The following is a 13,147-nucleotide window of genomic DNA, read 5'->3' on the forward strand; positions in this document are numbered from 1 at the left end:
ACCATCGTTTTGTCCCGTGAGCGCAAGACACCGCTATACGCGACGCCTCTTGGGAGGGCGGCACCCGTTGTGAGGGATGGGCGTGGCGTCTTTGATGCTGTTGACCTGAAGGCCAGCAGCCTGCAGAGCACGGATAGCCGACTCCCGACCAGGCCCTGGTCCCTTGACAACCACGTCTACCTCTTTCAAACCGTGATCCTGGGCAGCTTTGGCCGCCTGTTGAGAAGCTATCTGAGCTGCAAAGGGAGTGGATTTTCTGGTTCCTTTGAAGCCCACATTCCCCCCAGAAGCCCACGACAACACGGCACCGCCTTTGTCGGTGATGCTGATAATGGTGTTGTTAAACGTGGAGAACACGTGAGCAACACCAGAGGAGATGTTCTTTTTCTCTTTTTTCTTTCCTCTACGCTGGATACGCTTGGCCACGAAGGTCTACCTCCTTATCTCCCGGCTATTTCTTCTTGCCGGCGACGGTCCGCTTCGGACCCTTTCTGGTACGGGCATTTGTCTTGGTCCGCTGACCCCGGAGAGGAAGTCCCTGTCTATGGCGGATACCCCGATAACATCCGATATCCATGAGACGCTTGATGTTCATGGTCACCTCTCGGCGAAGATCCCCCTCCACGGTGTAGTTGTTCTGGATCTCAGAACGAAGTTTCTGGGTTTCGTCCTCGGTGAGATCTTTCACCCTGGTGTCAGGGTTAACACCCGTTGTGGCTAAAATACGCTGGGACGTGGTCAGACCAATTCCAAAAATATAGGTAAGGCCAATCTCAACTCTTTTTTCACGGGGTAGATCGACTCCTGCGATACGGGCCATCGTTTTACCTCCTCGCTCCCTGACGCTGTTTATGCCGAGGGTTGCGGCTGCAGATGACCCTGACCACACCTCTCCGCTTAATGATTCGACAATACTCGCATATCGGTTTGACCGAAGATCTGACTTTCATATTTTATACGCTCCTCCTGCTGGTCTTGCCCATTATAAAAGGGTGACGGCACTTCAGGCAAACTATTTATATCTATAGATGATTCGACCTCTTGTCAAGTCATACGCCGAAAGCTCGACTAAAACCCGATCCCCTGGCAAGATTCTAATGAAATGCATTCTCATCTTACCTGAAACGTGGGCCAGTATTTTGTGGTCATTCTCAAGCTTGACACGAAACATGGCATTAGGCAAGGGCTCTACGACTACACCTCGAACTTGGATTACATCGTCTTTATTGGCCATGGCGTCCTCCTCAGTCTTCCCAGGGTGTCAGGATCTCGGGCTCTCCCTCGGTGATATGCACCGTTCTTTCAAAATGAGCTGCATCGGAACCGTCGGCAGTGGAAACCAGCCACCCGTCCTCTCCGTTGATCAGGTCCTCACGGCCACTCATGACCATAGGTTCAATGGCAATCGTCATACCACTTTTCAGGGTGATGCCTCGACCTGGTCGGCCGTAGTTCGGAACCATGGGAGCCTCGTGTGGGCGCTTCCCTATACCATGCCCCGAATATTCACGGACCAAACCGTAGCCAGCCGGGATAACTAAAGATTCCACGGCGTGTCCGATGTGCCCCAGGGTATTGCCCGCTCGGGCCATATGGATAGCCCTATCCAAACTCTCTCTGGTAATGTTCAAGAGGTCCCGCCTCGACTGGGAGATCTCACCTACAGCGTAGGTATAGCAACAATCTCCATGATACCCCTCGTAACAGGCCATAACGTCAATGCTGACGATGTCGCCGTCCTCAAGACGACAGTTTTCGCTAGGGATCCCATGAACTACTTGATCGTTGACCGAGGCACACACCGACGCAGGATAAGGGGTGGGGATCCCAGGAACTCGATATCCCTTCTCGGAGGGCGTCGCGCCGGAACGACGAATGTAGTCCTCCGCCGCCTGGTCGATGGCAGCCGTCGTGATGCCGGGCCGAATCATCTCCTTGAGAAGCATGAGTACATCCGCAGCGATGGCACCAGCCCGGCGCATTTTTTCCAGCTCGTGGGGTTTTTTGATGGATATCATCAGGACCGCCTGACGATCTCGTCCACCCGATCTGGCACCGAGTCTCCGTCGACAGCGTCGATCCGGTAAAGCTCTCCACGAGCGTCGTAATACGCGATCAAGGGCGCAGTTTGCTTGTGATAGACCGCAAGTCGATTTCTGATAACCTCTTCCCTGTCGTCGTCCCGTTGGTAGAGTTGACCATCACACTGGTCGCATCGATCCCCCTTGGAGGACGGCTTGAAGGTTACGTTATATATTTTGCTGCACCCCTGACACATCCGACGCCCCGAAAGGCGCTTGACCACCGTCTCGTCATCCACGTCCAAGAGGACGACACCATCAAGGACAAGATCCAGCCGTCTCAACATGGCATCCAGAGATTCAGCCTGAGGAACAGTTCGAGGAAATCCGTCCAGGAGAAAGCCCTTGGAACAGTCGGGTTCCTGAAGGCGGCGTTCCATCATATGGACGATAAGATCGTCAGGGACAAGCTGCCCCCTGTCCATAAAAGCCTTGGCTTTCCGTCCCAGGTCGGTATCGACCTTGACGTTGGCCCGAAGGATATCACCAGTGGAAATGTGAGCCACATCATGACGTTTCATAACGGCCTCCGCCTGGGTACCCTTGCCTGCCCCGGGAGGCCCCAACAGTATAAGTCTCATTGCTCAACCGCTCCCCTAAAACCTCAGGAGACCAGCGCCAGCTCCGCCTCGACGCTTGAGGATTCCCTCATAGTGACGCATGAGTAACTGACCTTCCACCTGATGAACCAGGTCCAGAGCAACACCGACGACGATGAGGACCGCTGTACCGCCGAAGTAGAAGGTGGTTATTCCCATAATGTTTGTCATCACCGTAGGTATCAGGGCGATGACGGCCAGGAACGTAGCCCCACCTAATGTGATGCGGGACATGACCCGCTCAATGTAATCCGAGGTGGGTTTGCCTGGCCGGATTCCCAGGATAAACCCTCCGTATTTCTTCATGTTGTTTGCAATATCGCTGGGATTGAAGACCATCGCAGTGTAGAAATAGGCGAAAAACACGATAAGCATGACGTAGAGCACAGAGTACAACCAGCTTCCCGGTGCCAACAGCCTCTGGAGAACGGTGACCGCGTCTCCAGAGAAGAACTTGAGAACCGTGTACGGGAAGATCAGAATCGACGAGGCAAAGATGATAGGCATAACCCCGCCTTGGTTGACCTTCAATGGGATGAAGGTGCTCTGGCCCCCATAAACTTTGTTCCCGACGACCTTTTTAGCGTACTGAACCGGCAACCGCCTCTGCCCCTCCTGAAGAAGGATACAACCGGCAACCACCACCAACATGACCAGAAGAGCCAAGAGCAACGTCAGGACATGGAGCTCACCGAGACGAAGCATGTTCCAGGTTCGAATAACGGCCTCAGGAAGCCGAGCTACGATCCCGGCATAGATGATCATGGAGATACCGTTCCCTATACCGTGATCAGAGACTTCCTCGCCAAGCCACATAACAGCCACAGCCCCGGCAACGATGGTGAGTATGGCCACGATCATTCCCAAAGCGCCCCCTGAGAAAACACCAACCCGCTGAAGCCAGAAGACCATACCAGTCGCCTGAATAGCGGCGAAGCCCACGGTACTGAGTCTGGTGATCTGAAGGATCTTTTTCTGTCCTTCCGGCCCTTCCTTCTGCATTTTCTCCAGGGCAGGGAAGACCACAACCAGAAGCTGCATGACGATGCTGGCGTTAATGTACGGTGCAACCCCCAGGGCAAAGATGCTGAAACGCCTCAGGGCACCACCGGCAAACATATCCAGAAAGCCAAGGACACCACCACCTTCAAAAAGGTGGGACATGGCATCCGGGTTGATGCCTGGAGTGGGAATATGAGCTCCAAGCCGGAAGACAAAGAGCATCCCCATGGTGAAGAGGATTCGCCGCTTAAGGTCGGGAAGCCTGAAGGCATCGCGGAAGGAATCAAGCACCTCAGATCACCTCGGCTTTCCCGCCAGCTGCCTCAATTTTTTTAACGGCCTCGGCACTGAACGCATTGGCTCGCACCGTAAAAGCCTTGGTCAAGTTCCCCTTTGCCAGGATCTTGACACACCCACCCTTGTCGTGGATCAGCCTATGCTCGGCCAACTCGACCGCCGATATAACAGCACCAGCGTCGAACTTGTTCTCTAAACGATCCAAATTCACTACCTGATAAGTAGTGGCAAAACGAGCGTTGTTGAAACCTCTCTTCGGTGTCCGACGAACCAAGGGCATCTGACCTCCCTCGAATCCGGGACGAACCCCGCCGCCGCTTCTGGACTTCTGCCCTTTATGTCCTCGACCGGAGGTCTTTCCGTTGCCACATCCTATACCACACCCGACTCGTTTGGGTTTTCTTTTACTCCCCGGTGCGGGGTGAAGATCGTTGAGATTCACTGGACCTTCCTCCTTAGTCCTCAACCCGAACGCACTCGACCAGGTGAGGGATCTTGGCCACCATACCCCGAATGGCAGGAGTGTCGTCATGAAGCACCGTCGAGTTCAGTTTTTTGAGTCCCAAGGCCTTCACGATCCGACCCTGCTTGCCGGGACGGCCGATAGTGCTCTTCTTCCAAGTAATACGCAATTTGCTTGCCATATCGCTCACCTCTTACGCCGTTTCCTGAGCGCGCTTCTTACCACGAAGCGCCAAGATCTCGTCTGGAGTCCTCATAGCTCCCACGGCGTTCAGGGTCGCCCGAGCAACGTTGATAGGGTTGTTCGTCCGCCCCACGACCTTGGTGAGAACGTCCTTCACCCCACCAAGCTCCATAATAGCCCGGACAACACCGCCAGCAATGACTCCCGTACCAGGTGCAGCAGGCTTCAGAAGCACCTCGGCAGAGCCGAAACGACCCACTATAGGATGAGGCAAGGTCTTGCCGACCTTCTTGACAACCCGAAGATCCTTCTTAGCAGCGTCGATACCTTTTCGAACGGCCTCGGATATCTCTCGGGCCTTGCCCATACCCACACCGACCTTGGAGTCGCCATCACCGACCACAACCAAGACGCTGAAGCGAAAGCGTTTACCTCCCTTAACGACCTTGCTGACCCTGTTGATGGCAACGACCCGCTCCAACATATCGGAATTGGACTGTCTACCGTTCATGCTCCACCCTCCTTAGAGCTTCAGGCCCGCTTCGCGGGCGGCCTCGGCCAGGGCTTTTACCCGGCCATGATACATATGACCGCCGCGATCAAAGACAACCTCGGTGATCCCCTTCTCCAAGGCCCGACGAGCCAGAAGCTCTCCAACGGCCTTGGCTGCTGCCACGTTCCCGTGCTTTGAGAGCTCGCTTTTAAGAGCCTTATCAAGGGTGGAGGCTGAGACCAAGGTATGCCCAACGGTATCATCGATAACCTGAACGTACATCTCGTTCAAACTCCGAAAGACCGACATTCTAGGACGTTCGGCCGTACCGTTCACCTTATTCCGAATGCGACGATGCCGAACGACCCTCATGGTATTTCTATTTTTCGTCTTGATCATCACGACACCACCCTTACTTGGCTCCGGCTTTACCGGCCTTGCGGATCACGCGCTCGCCCTCATAACGAATCCCTTTGCCCTTGTAGGGCTCGGGGGGACGATAGCCCCGGATCTCTGCAGCAACCTGACCAACAAGCTGCTTATCAATGCCTTTGACACTGATCTTGGTGGGACCGTCCGTAGTGAATTCAATGCCCTTAGGGGCAGGATACACCACCGGATGAGAGAACCCCAGGTTCAGGACAAGGTCCTTCCCCTGCATCTGAGCCCTGTAACCCACCCCAACGATCTCCAGCTTTCTCTCATAGCCATCGGTAACACCGACGACCATATTCTGGACCATAGCTCGCACCATCCCATGGGCGGCCTTGGTCTTCTTCATTTCGTTCGCTCGCACCACGCTGACCGATCCATCGGACATCTCAAGAGAAATGTCCTGGACAGTCGGCATAGAGAGCTCTCCCTTGGGCCCCTTAACGACGATACTGTCATCGCTAACGGTCACCCCGGCTCCGCCGGTTAAGGAGATGATCTTTCGTCCGATTCTCGACATTGGATACCCCTCCCACTACCAGACGTAGCAAACAACTTCGCCACCAAAGCCGCTGACTCTGGCCTCAGCGTCGGTCTTGAGACCGTTGGAGGTGGAGATGATCGCGATACCCAAGCCACCCATAACCTTGGGCAGCTTGTCCTTACCCACATACATCCTGCGACCGGGCTTGCTCACTCGGCGCAGGCCCTGAATAACCCGTTCCTTATTGGGTCCGTAGTTGAGGAAGACTCTCAGAACCCCATAGCTTTTTTTCGGATCGTTGATGACCTTGTAATTGCGGACATAGCCCTCGCCCTTGAGGATCTTGGCGATAGAGAGTTTCATCTTGCTGATGGGAATATCTACCGATTCATGGTAGACCATGTTGGCATTCCTGATTCTCGTGAGCATATCCGCGATAGGATCGTTAACGTACATCCTGGATCGCGCCCCCTTTCGTGGCTCTTCTTACCAGCTGGATTTGACAATCCCGGGGATCTTACCTTCCCGGGCCAGCTTGCGGAAACAGCAGCGGCACATCTCGAACTTCCGCATAAAACCATGCACACGGCCGCACAAAGGGCATCGATTGTATTTTCGGACCTTGAACTTAGGTGTCAAAGTCGCTTTGTGTTCCATGGCTTTTCTGGCCATATTACGGCACCTCTTCCTCTACTTGGCAAAGGGCATGCCCAAGCCACTCAGCAAGGCCATTCCCTCTTCGTCGGTGTTCGCCGTGGAGACAAAGGAGATATTCATCCCCTTAGACACCACGATTTTATCGTAGTCGATCTCGGGGAAGATAATCTGTTCTTTCAACCCCAGATTGTAATTACCTCGCCCATCGAAAGCCTTGGCAGAGACGCCCCGGAAGTCCTTGATTCGGGGAAGTACCACGCTGATGAGACGATCGACGAACTCCCACATCCGAGATCCCCGAAGGGTTACAGCACAGCCTACAGGCGCGCCCTCCCGGAGCTTAAAGCCAGCGATGGATTTTTTAGCACGCTTGATCATGGGACGCTGCCCCGAAATGGTTGCCAGCTCGGCCATAGCAGCGTTGACATATTTCACATCCTGCTTACCTTCACCCACACCGATGTTGATGGCAACCTTGACCAGTCGGGGTATCTCCATAGGGTTCCCGTATCCAAACTCCTTCTGCAGAGCCGGAACGGTTTCATCCATGTATTTTTGAAGCATACGAGGTTTCATGTCCACGCCTCCTTACACCTGGTCGACGATCTCGCCGCTTACCTTGGCGATACGGACTTTTCGACCGTTCTCAAGAAAAGCGTGACCAACCCTGGTGGGTTTGCCCGTGGTAGGACAGACCAGCATAGCCTTACAAGCATAGATTGGGTTCTCCTGCTTGACGATACCACCCTGGGGGTTCTTCTGAGAGGGTTTGACGTGTTTTGAAGCCATGTTGACTCCCTCAACAACGATCATACCTCGAGCAGCAAGGACCTTGAGAACCTTCCCCTCCTTGCCCTTATCCTTCCCAGAGATCACACGGACACGATCACCTTTTTTTAATCTATTCATTCCATGTGCCCCCCTTACACTACTTCGGGCGCCAGGGAAAGAATACGCATGTACTTTCTGGCTCGAAGTTCCCTGGCGACAGGGCCGAAGATACGGGTTCCTCTGGGGTCCCCATTGTTGTCAATAATGACGGCAGCGTTGTCGTCAAACCGGACGTAGGATCCATCAGCCCTCCGATGCTCCTTGCTCGTCCTAACGATGACCGCTTTGACGACCTTCCCCTTAGGAATGTTACTGTTGGGAATGGCCTCCTTGACCGACGCAACAATAACATCTCCCACAGCACCCCAACGACGACGACTTCCGCCTACAACCTGGATACACATGATTTTCTTGGCACCGGAGTTGTCAGCAACGTTGAGAACGGTACGAAGCTGAATCATGTCCTACGCCTCCTCTTTAGACTCGGCAGTGCCACCGAGAACGGGAGCTCTCTCAATAATCCTGACGAGCGACCAACGCTTGGTCTTGCTCAAAGGGCGTTCTTCGCCAATCAAGACCTTATCACCCATACGACAGGTATTCTCCTCGTCGTGGGCGATGAATTTCTTTGACTTAATAATCCTCTTACCATAAAGAGGATGCATGGCGTGCCGGATCACCTGTACGGAAATGGATTTATCCATCTTATCGCTAACGACAATCCCAACACGGGTTTTACGATGGGGGGTACGGTTTTCCATCTGTCCCTACCTCCTTCCACTGATTCCAAGACCACGTTCTTTCTCGTGAACGACGGTAAGGACTCTGGCGATGGTTTTCTTGACGTCTCCGATCCGACTCGTGTTTTTGAGCTGACCGATGGCGTTCTGGAATCTCAGGTTAAAGAGCTCTTCTTTGAACTGACGATGTTTCTCCTGGAGCTCATCGATGGTTAAATCACGCAGACTCTTGGCATCCATGGCTTACTCACCACCCAAACCTTCTCGTGCCACAAGCCGCACCTTGATGGGAAGCTTGTAGGAGGCTGTTCTGAAGGCCCTCTCTACGATCTCGCGGGAAACTCCCGCCACTTCAAACATGATCCTGCCTCTTTTGACAGGAGCCACCCAATACTCGGGCGACCCTTTCCCCTTACCCATACGGGTTTCAAGAGGTTTTTTCGTATAGGCCACGTCAGGGAAAATCCGAATCCAAACCTTACCACCTTTACGAAGCTTTCGGGTTATAGCTATACGAGTGGCCTCAATCTGACGGGCGGTGATGTATCCACACTCCAAAGCCTGAAGACCGAACTCACCAAAGGCCACGTATGCCCCCCCCTTGGTGTCGCCTTTGAGCTTCTCCCGATGAGGTCGACGCCATTTTGTACGCTTGGGCATTAACATCAGCTACGCCCCCCCTCTCTACGGCCCCGCCTGGGCTGACGAGGCGCAGGGGTGTTGATGGCTTTCTCGTCTCGATAGATCCACACCTTGACACCGATGACGCCGTACATGGTCTTAGCTTCGGCCAAGCCATAATCGATGTCGGCTCTCAGGGTCGACAGAGGAAGCTGACCTTCGTTATACCATTCAGTCCGAGCTATCTCGGCACCACCCAAACGGCCGGCACACTGGATCTTGATGCCCTTACCTCCTGCCTTCATGGTCCGGAAGATGGACTGTTTCATAGCTCGTCGGAAGCTGACCCTGTGCTCCAAGGCCGCAGCGACATTTTCTGCCACAAGCTGAGCCTCGACCTCGGGGTTTTTAATCTCTTGAACGTTGATCATAACCCGAGAGCCAGTCAGGGCCTGAAGTTCCTCCTTGACTTTCTGGATCTCGGCGCCGCCCTTTCCGATAACTACACCAGGCCGGGCGGTCCAAATAGAAAAGCGGAGAACCTTGCCGATCCGCTCAATCTCGACCCGAGAGATGTTAGCGCCTTCCCAGCGGGCTTTGATCCAATCCCGAAGCCTCAAGTCCTCGTGGAGATTCTTGGCGTAGTTCTTACCATCAGCGAACCAGCGAGACTCCCAGTCTCGAATAATTCCGATTCGATATCCAATAGGGTGTACTTTCTGACCCATTGCAGTACCCTCCTTAACGTTCGGCGACCGACACGGTGATGTGGCTCGTGCGATGGCGGTAGGGATGGGCCCGCCCCATCGACACCGGACGGAAACGCTTCATGCTCGGGCCCTGATCAGCGAAGGCTTCCACGACGACAAGTTTGTCGACATCAAGGCCGTAGTTATGCTCAGCATTAGCGACGGCACTTTTAAGAACCTTCTCGATCACCTTGGCAGCCTTCTTCGGGGTATAACGCAGAACGATCAACGCCTCGCCTACATTCTTCCCCCTGATCAGAGGCAGCACCTGGCGCACCTTGAAAGGAGAGATTCGGACCTGTCTGGCACTTGCTCTTGCCTCCATATTCCTTCCCCCCTCTTATCTGGCGCCAGAGCGGCGCTCTTGCCCAGCATGGCCACCAAACTTTCTGGTAGGCGCAAATTCCCCGAGCTTATGCCCGACCATATTCTCGCTGATATAAATCGGGATGTGAATACGGCCGTTATGGATGGCGATGGTGTGTCCAATCATCGCCGGAACGATCATACTGGCACGAGACCACGTCTTAACCACCCGTTTGTCGCCGCTCTCGTTCATATTCTCGATGCGACGAAGGAGCTTCTGCTCGACGTAGGGTCCCTTCTTAGCGGAACGAGCCATTGATTAACCCCCTCATCTCTACTTGGCGTACCGGCGCCGGACGATGAACTTATCCGAAATTTTCTTCTTGCGGGTGCGATATCCTTTGGCAGGAGTCCCCCAAGGAGAAACCGGGTGCTTTCGGGATTTACTCCGTCCTTCACCACCGCCCATGGGATGGTCTACCGGATTCATGACCATGGCCCTAACGTGAGGTTTCCGCCCCAGCCACCGAGTTTTACCTGCCTTACCGATACTGGCATTTTCGTGTTCGGGATTCCCCACCTGACCGATGGTAGCCATACACTCCAGAAGAACGAGGCGAAGTTCTCCACTGGGCATCCTTACAAAAGCATACTTACCTTCTTTGGCCATAAGTTGAGCAGTGGTTCCAGCAGAGCGGACCATGACGCCGCCCCGACCAGGCTCAAGCTCTATATTATGGATTATAGTACCCACAGGGATGTCGGTGAGCTTCATAGCATTCCCCGGCGTAATATCCGCCTCCGGTCCAGCAGCGATAGTCATTCCCACCTTAAGGCCAACAGGACACAGGATGTAGCGTTTTTCCCCATCAGCATAGTGGATCAGGGCGATCCTGGCCGAGCGATTGGGGTCGTACTCGATAGCCGCAACTTTACCGGGAACGCCAATTTTGTTCCTCTTGAAATCGATGATCCGGTACTGACGACGATTTCCACCGCCCCGGTGGCGCATAGTAATTCGACCACGGTTGTTCCGACCGCCCTTTTTGGTAAGGGGAGCCAACAAGGAACGCTCCGGCTCGGTCTTGGTGACCTCGTCGTAGGTCTGGATACTCATGAAACGCCGTCCCGGCGTCGTGGGATTGTATTTCTTGATTCCCATTGTTCCGTCCTCCTGTTGAGGTTACACGCTGGCGCCTTCGAAGAACTCTATACGTTCTCCTTCGGCAAGGGTGACGATAGCCTTTTTCCACGCCCGACTCTTCCCAAGAAAGACACCCATTCTTTTAGGCTTTGAGCGAACCTTCAGCGTATGAACCTTCTCGACCTTGACCTTGAAGACCACCTCAACGGCTTTTTTAACCTCTATTTTGTTCGCCTGAGGATGGATTTCGAAGGTGTACTTATTCTCCTCCATCATCCTACTGCTCTTCTCGGTGATGATCGGCCGAACGATGATATCGTGAGGCATGAGCTTCATCGGGCATACACCTCCTCCAGCTTCTTCACCGCGGCAGCGCTGATAACTACGTGATCGTGCTTTAACAGATCGTAGACGTTGATGCTGTCCACATGCAGAACTCGAGCCCCAGGGATGTTACGCGCGGACATGGTAACAGAGACATCGGCCTTGTCCAAAATGACGAGAGGGTTGACCGCTCCCACAGCCTTGAAAAACCCTTTCATGAGCTTAGTCGAAGGCTTCTCCAGTTGAAGAGCCTCGAAGCCCACGAGCTGATCGTCACGAATCTTCTGAGACAACGTGCTGCAGATGGCCAGCCTACGAACCTTCTTATTGACCTTTTGACGGAAGGTCCGGGGCTTGGGACCATGGACAACTCCGCCCCCAACCCAAATAGGGGAACGGGTGCTTCCATGACGAGCCCGGCCAGTGTGTTTCTGTCTCCAGGGTTTTTTGCCACCGCCCCGGACATCGCCCCGCCCCTTGGTTGAGCGGGTACCCTGCCGCCGATTGGCGAGCTGAGCAACCACCACCTGGTGCATGGCGGGAATGTGAAGAGGTACGTCAAAGACGCTGTCCGAGAGGGGCAAAACCCCCGTGGACTCACCCGTAATAGTGACTAATTTAATGCTCGGCATTTGCACTTGACCTCCTTAGCAGTGCAGGCTAGCCCTTTTTGTGGAGCAGGACCAAGCCTTTTTTGGCGCCGGGGATGGCCCCCTTAACAAGGACAAGGTTATTCTCCACATCCACGGCCACCACGCTGAGATTCTTCACGGTGACCCGCTCGTTACCGAGCTGCCCGGGCATGGTCTTGCCCTTGAAGACACGGCTAGGATAGCTGCTAGCACCGCTGGAGTTAGGTTTTCTGTGGGTCTTGGAGACACCGTGACTCGCCGGCGCACCACCAAAATTAAAGCGCTTCATGACCCCGGCAAACCCTTTCCCCTTACTGACTCCGCTGACATCGATTTTTTCGCCAGGCTCAAAAATGGAGACATCCACCGATCCGCCAACCTGAAACTCGGAGGGATCGGATACCCGGAACTCCCGAAGCCAACGCTTGACTTCGCATCCGGTTTTTTCAAAAAAGCCCTTCATAGGCTTAGTGAGACGACGAGGGCGCACCCTACCAAACCCCAAGAGAACAGCAGCATATCCGTTGGTCTCCTGAGTCCGAACGGCCAAAACCGGACAAGGCCCCGCCTCCACAACGGTGACGGGAACAGCCCGCCCCTGCTCGTCATAGATCTGGGTCATACCCAGTTTCTGACCCAAAATTCCAAGACTCATATCATTTCACTCCTTTGCTCAGAGCTTCCCAAACCTAGAGTTTAATCTGGATATCCACTCCAGAGGGAAGATTCAGCTGCATAAGGGCATCCATGGTTTTCTGGTTGGGATCGACGATGTCGATCAGCCTCTTATGGGTCCTCATCTCAAACTGCTCCCGAGCGTCCTTGTCGACGTGGGGGGATTTGAGGACACAAAACTTGTTAATCTCGGTGGGGAGAGGGATTGGCCCAGAGACTCTCGCCCCACTCCGCTCCGCCGTCTCGGCAATCTGAGAGGCAGATGTGTCCAGAACCTTATGGTCGAAAGCCTTCAGACGAATCCGGATCTTTTTGGACACGACAACGCCCCCTGCTTACTCTAGTATTTCGGTAACGACGCCAGCGCCCACGGTGTGACCGCCCTCACGGATCGCAAACCGAAGCCCTGAGTCCATCGCTATCGGGCTGATCAG

General features: G+C 54.2%; 29 protein-coding genes. All 29 read right to left on the reverse strand.

Annotated features, from left to right (window positions below; translation table 11 throughout):
* Positions 1-33: 33 nt before the first annotated feature.
* The gene (locus CSA35_04885; GenBank protein ID PIE54707.1) at positions 34-426 is read right to left on the reverse strand and encodes a 30S ribosomal protein S11; all 393 of its coding nucleotides are present in this window, start codon (positions 424-426) and stop codon (positions 34-36) included.
* 25 nt (positions 427-451) lie between these two features.
* A complete protein-coding gene (locus CSA35_04890; protein PIE54708.1) occupies positions 452-820 on the reverse strand; it encodes a 30S ribosomal protein S13 in 369 nt (122 codons plus the stop codon).
* 4 nt (positions 821-824) lie between these two features.
* Complete coding sequence (locus CSA35_04895) at positions 825-950, reverse strand: 50S ribosomal protein L36 (protein PIE54709.1); 126 nt, start codon at positions 948-950, stop codon at positions 825-827.
* Between the two features lie 62 nt (positions 951-1,012).
* On the reverse strand, positions 1,013-1,234 hold the full coding sequence (locus CSA35_04900) for a translation initiation factor IF-1 (protein ID PIE54710.1): 222 nt from the start codon (positions 1,232-1,234) through the stop codon (positions 1,013-1,015).
* Positions 1,235-1,244: 10 nt separating this feature from the next.
* On the reverse strand, positions 1,245-2,018 hold the full coding sequence (gene map / locus CSA35_04905; GenBank protein PIE54711.1) for a type I methionyl aminopeptidase: 774 nt from the start codon (positions 2,016-2,018) through the stop codon (positions 1,245-1,247).
* Complete coding sequence (locus tag CSA35_04910) at positions 2,018-2,662, reverse strand: adenylate kinase (protein ID PIE54712.1); 645 nt, start codon at positions 2,660-2,662, stop codon at positions 2,018-2,020. Before CSA35_04910 ends, map begins: the two co-directional genes overlap by 1 nt.
* A gap of 15 nt (positions 2,663-2,677) precedes the next feature.
* Positions 2,678-3,973, reverse strand: coding sequence for a preprotein translocase subunit SecY (locus CSA35_04915; GenBank protein ID PIE54713.1), 1,296 nt, complete (start codon positions 3,971-3,973; stop codon positions 2,678-2,680).
* Between the two features lies 1 nt (position 3,974).
* The gene (locus CSA35_04920) at positions 3,975-4,421 is read right to left on the reverse strand and encodes a 50S ribosomal protein L15 (protein PIE54714.1); all 447 of its coding nucleotides are present in this window, start codon (positions 4,419-4,421) and stop codon (positions 3,975-3,977) included.
* 13 nt (positions 4,422-4,434) lie between these two features.
* Positions 4,435-4,623: a 50S ribosomal protein L30 gene (locus CSA35_04925; protein ID PIE54715.1), complete on the reverse strand. Its 189-nt coding sequence runs from the start codon at positions 4,621-4,623 to the stop codon at positions 4,435-4,437.
* Positions 4,624-4,635: 12 nt separating this feature from the next.
* The gene (locus tag CSA35_04930; protein PIE54716.1) at positions 4,636-5,136 is read right to left on the reverse strand and encodes a 30S ribosomal protein S5; all 501 of its coding nucleotides are present in this window, start codon (positions 5,134-5,136) and stop codon (positions 4,636-4,638) included.
* A 12-nt stretch (positions 5,137-5,148) separates the two neighbouring features.
* Positions 5,149-5,517: a 50S ribosomal protein L18 gene (locus CSA35_04935; GenBank protein PIE54717.1), complete on the reverse strand. Its 369-nt coding sequence runs from the start codon at positions 5,515-5,517 to the stop codon at positions 5,149-5,151.
* A 13-nt stretch (positions 5,518-5,530) separates the two neighbouring features.
* On the reverse strand, positions 5,531-6,070 hold the full coding sequence (locus CSA35_04940; protein PIE54718.1) for a 50S ribosomal protein L6: 540 nt from the start codon (positions 6,068-6,070) through the stop codon (positions 5,531-5,533).
* Between the two features lie 15 nt (positions 6,071-6,085).
* Positions 6,086-6,490 carry a 30S ribosomal protein S8 gene (locus CSA35_04945; GenBank protein ID PIE54719.1) on the reverse strand — a complete coding sequence of 135 codons (405 nt, stop codon included), beginning with the start codon at positions 6,488-6,490 and terminating at the stop codon, positions 6,086-6,088.
* A 30-nt stretch (positions 6,491-6,520) separates the two neighbouring features.
* Positions 6,521-6,706 carry a type Z 30S ribosomal protein S14 gene (locus CSA35_04950; GenBank protein ID PIE54720.1) on the reverse strand — a complete coding sequence of 62 codons (186 nt, stop codon included), beginning with the start codon at positions 6,704-6,706 and terminating at the stop codon, positions 6,521-6,523.
* A gap of 18 nt (positions 6,707-6,724) precedes the next feature.
* Positions 6,725-7,267: a 50S ribosomal protein L5 gene (locus CSA35_04955; protein PIE54721.1), complete on the reverse strand. Its 543-nt coding sequence runs from the start codon at positions 7,265-7,267 to the stop codon at positions 6,725-6,727.
* Between the two features lie 12 nt (positions 7,268-7,279).
* Positions 7,280-7,600, reverse strand: coding sequence for a 50S ribosomal protein L24 (locus CSA35_04960; protein ID PIE54722.1), 321 nt, complete (start codon positions 7,598-7,600; stop codon positions 7,280-7,282).
* 14 nt (positions 7,601-7,614) lie between these two features.
* Complete coding sequence (locus CSA35_04965) at positions 7,615-7,983, reverse strand: 50S ribosomal protein L14 (GenBank protein ID PIE54723.1); 369 nt, start codon at positions 7,981-7,983, stop codon at positions 7,615-7,617.
* A gap of 3 nt (positions 7,984-7,986) precedes the next feature.
* Positions 7,987-8,283, reverse strand: coding sequence for a 30S ribosomal protein S17 (locus CSA35_04970; protein ID PIE54724.1), 297 nt, complete (start codon positions 8,281-8,283; stop codon positions 7,987-7,989).
* Between the two features lie 6 nt (positions 8,284-8,289).
* Positions 8,290-8,502 (reverse strand): 50S ribosomal protein L29, encoded by a 213-nt coding sequence (locus CSA35_04975; protein ID PIE54725.1) that lies wholly within the window; start codon positions 8,500-8,502, stop codon positions 8,290-8,292.
* Between the two features lie 3 nt (positions 8,503-8,505).
* On the reverse strand, positions 8,506-8,928 hold the full coding sequence (locus CSA35_04980) for a 50S ribosomal protein L16 (GenBank protein ID PIE54726.1): 423 nt from the start codon (positions 8,926-8,928) through the stop codon (positions 8,506-8,508).
* The gene (locus CSA35_04985) at positions 8,928-9,611 is read right to left on the reverse strand and encodes a 30S ribosomal protein S3 (GenBank protein PIE54727.1); all 684 of its coding nucleotides are present in this window, start codon (positions 9,609-9,611) and stop codon (positions 8,928-8,930) included. The genes CSA35_04980 and CSA35_04985 overlap by 1 nt, the downstream gene beginning before the upstream one ends.
* A 13-nt stretch (positions 9,612-9,624) precedes the next feature.
* Positions 9,625-9,957: a 50S ribosomal protein L22 gene (locus CSA35_04990; protein ID PIE54728.1), complete on the reverse strand. Its 333-nt coding sequence runs from the start codon at positions 9,955-9,957 to the stop codon at positions 9,625-9,627.
* Positions 9,958-9,972: 15 nt separating this feature from the next.
* The gene (locus CSA35_04995) at positions 9,973-10,254 is read right to left on the reverse strand and encodes a 30S ribosomal protein S19 (protein PIE54729.1); all 282 of its coding nucleotides are present in this window, start codon (positions 10,252-10,254) and stop codon (positions 9,973-9,975) included.
* Between the two features lie 18 nt (positions 10,255-10,272).
* The gene (locus tag CSA35_05000) at positions 10,273-11,100 is read right to left on the reverse strand and encodes a 50S ribosomal protein L2 (protein ID PIE54730.1); all 828 of its coding nucleotides are present in this window, start codon (positions 11,098-11,100) and stop codon (positions 10,273-10,275) included.
* A gap of 21 nt (positions 11,101-11,121) precedes the next feature.
* The gene (locus CSA35_05005) at positions 11,122-11,418 is read right to left on the reverse strand and encodes a 50S ribosomal protein L23 (GenBank protein ID PIE54731.1); all 297 of its coding nucleotides are present in this window, start codon (positions 11,416-11,418) and stop codon (positions 11,122-11,124) included.
* Positions 11,415-12,038, reverse strand: a complete 624-nt coding sequence (locus tag CSA35_05010) for a 50S ribosomal protein L4 (GenBank protein ID PIE54732.1) — start codon at positions 12,036-12,038, stop codon at positions 11,415-11,417. Before CSA35_05010 ends, CSA35_05005 begins: the two co-directional genes overlap by 4 nt.
* Positions 12,039-12,066: 28 nt before the next feature.
* Positions 12,067-12,693, reverse strand: a complete 627-nt coding sequence (locus CSA35_05015; protein ID PIE54733.1) for a 50S ribosomal protein L3 — start codon at positions 12,691-12,693, stop codon at positions 12,067-12,069.
* A gap of 34 nt (positions 12,694-12,727) precedes the next feature.
* Entirely contained in the window at positions 12,728-13,033 is a 306-nt protein-coding gene (locus tag CSA35_05020) for a 30S ribosomal protein S10 (GenBank protein ID PIE54734.1), read from the reverse strand.
* 15 nt (positions 13,034-13,048) lie between these two features.
* Positions 13,049-13,147, reverse strand: a 99-nt coding sequence (locus tag CSA35_05025) for a hypothetical protein (GenBank protein PIE54735.1), incomplete at its 5' end; no start/stop codon positions are given.

The sequence above is a fragment of the Dethiosulfovibrio peptidovorans genome (assembly GCA_002748665.1).
GTDB classification, from domain to species: Bacteria; Synergistota; Synergistia; order Synergistales; family Dethiosulfovibrionaceae; genus Dethiosulfovibrio; species Dethiosulfovibrio peptidovorans_A.

What these genes read in the sequence shown, in the direction of transcription:
- CSA35_04975 (PIE54725.1), bottom strand. Translation starts at nt 8,502, where the DNA reads ATGGATGCCAAGAGTCTGCGTGATTTAACCATCGATGAGCTCCAGGAG.
- CSA35_05010 (PIE54732.1), bottom strand. Translation starts at nt 12,038, where the DNA reads ATGCCGAGCATTAAATTAGTCACTATTACGGGTGAGTCCACGGGGGTT.
- CSA35_04965 (PIE54723.1), bottom strand. Translation starts at nt 7,983, where the DNA reads ATGATTCAGCTTCGTACCGTTCTCAACGTTGCTGACAACTCCGGTGCC.
- CSA35_04950 (PIE54720.1), bottom strand. Translation starts at nt 6,706, where the DNA reads ATGGCCAGAAAAGCCATGGAACACAAAGCGACTTTGACACCTAAGTTC.
- CSA35_04960 (PIE54722.1), bottom strand. Translation starts at nt 7,600, where the DNA reads ATGAATAGATTAAAAAAAGGTGATCGTGTCCGTGTGATCTCTGGGAAG.
- CSA35_05000 (PIE54730.1), bottom strand. Translation starts at nt 11,100, where the DNA reads ATGGGAATCAAGAAATACAATCCCACGACGCCGGGACGGCGTTTCATG.
- CSA35_04900 (PIE54710.1), bottom strand. Translation starts at nt 1,234, where the DNA reads ATGGCCAATAAAGACGATGTAATCCAAGTTCGAGGTGTAGTCGTAGAG.
- CSA35_04990 (PIE54728.1), bottom strand. Translation starts at nt 9,957, where the DNA reads ATGGAGGCAAGAGCAAGTGCCAGACAGGTCCGAATCTCTCCTTTCAAG.
- CSA35_04910 (PIE54712.1), bottom strand. Translation starts at nt 2,662, where the DNA reads ATGAGACTTATACTGTTGGGGCCTCCCGGGGCAGGCAAGGGTACCCAG.
- CSA35_04970 (PIE54724.1), bottom strand. Translation starts at nt 8,283, where the DNA reads ATGGAAAACCGTACCCCCCATCGTAAAACCCGTGTTGGGATTGTCGTT.
- CSA35_04940 (PIE54718.1), bottom strand. Translation starts at nt 6,070, where the DNA reads ATGTCGAGAATCGGACGAAAGATCATCTCCTTAACCGGCGGAGCCGGG.
- CSA35_04890 (PIE54708.1), bottom strand. Translation starts at nt 820, where the DNA reads ATGGCCCGTATCGCAGGAGTCGATCTACCCCGTGAAAAAAGAGTTGAG.
- CSA35_04955 (PIE54721.1), bottom strand. Translation starts at nt 7,267, where the DNA reads ATGAAACCTCGTATGCTTCAAAAATACATGGATGAAACCGTTCCGGCT.
- CSA35_04895 (PIE54709.1), bottom strand. Translation starts at nt 950, where the DNA reads ATGAAAGTCAGATCTTCGGTCAAACCGATATGCGAGTATTGTCGAATC.
- CSA35_04995 (PIE54729.1), bottom strand. Translation starts at nt 10,254, where the DNA reads ATGGCTCGTTCCGCTAAGAAGGGACCCTACGTCGAGCAGAAGCTCCTT.
- CSA35_04930 (PIE54716.1), bottom strand. Translation starts at nt 5,136, where the DNA reads ATGAACGGTAGACAGTCCAATTCCGATATGTTGGAGCGGGTCGTTGCC.
- CSA35_04925 (PIE54715.1), bottom strand. Translation starts at nt 4,623, where the DNA reads ATGGCAAGCAAATTGCGTATTACTTGGAAGAAGAGCACTATCGGCCGT.
- CSA35_04985 (PIE54727.1), bottom strand. Translation starts at nt 9,611, where the DNA reads ATGGGTCAGAAAGTACACCCTATTGGATATCGAATCGGAATTATTCGA.
- CSA35_05005 (PIE54731.1), bottom strand. Translation starts at nt 11,418, where the DNA reads ATGAAGCTCATGCCTCACGATATCATCGTTCGGCCGATCATCACCGAG.
- CSA35_04980 (PIE54726.1), bottom strand. Translation starts at nt 8,928, where the DNA reads ATGTTAATGCCCAAGCGTACAAAATGGCGTCGACCTCATCGGGAGAAG.
- CSA35_04935 (PIE54717.1), bottom strand. Translation starts at nt 5,517, where the DNA reads ATGATCAAGACGAAAAATAGAAATACCATGAGGGTCGTTCGGCATCGT.
- CSA35_04945 (PIE54719.1), bottom strand. Translation starts at nt 6,490, where the DNA reads ATGTACGTTAACGATCCTATCGCGGATATGCTCACGAGAATCAGGAAT.
- map (PIE54711.1), bottom strand. Translation starts at nt 2,018, where the DNA reads ATGATATCCATCAAAAAACCCCACGAGCTGGAAAAAATGCGCCGGGCT.
- CSA35_05015 (PIE54733.1), bottom strand. Translation starts at nt 12,693, where the DNA reads ATGAGTCTTGGAATTTTGGGTCAGAAACTGGGTATGACCCAGATCTAT.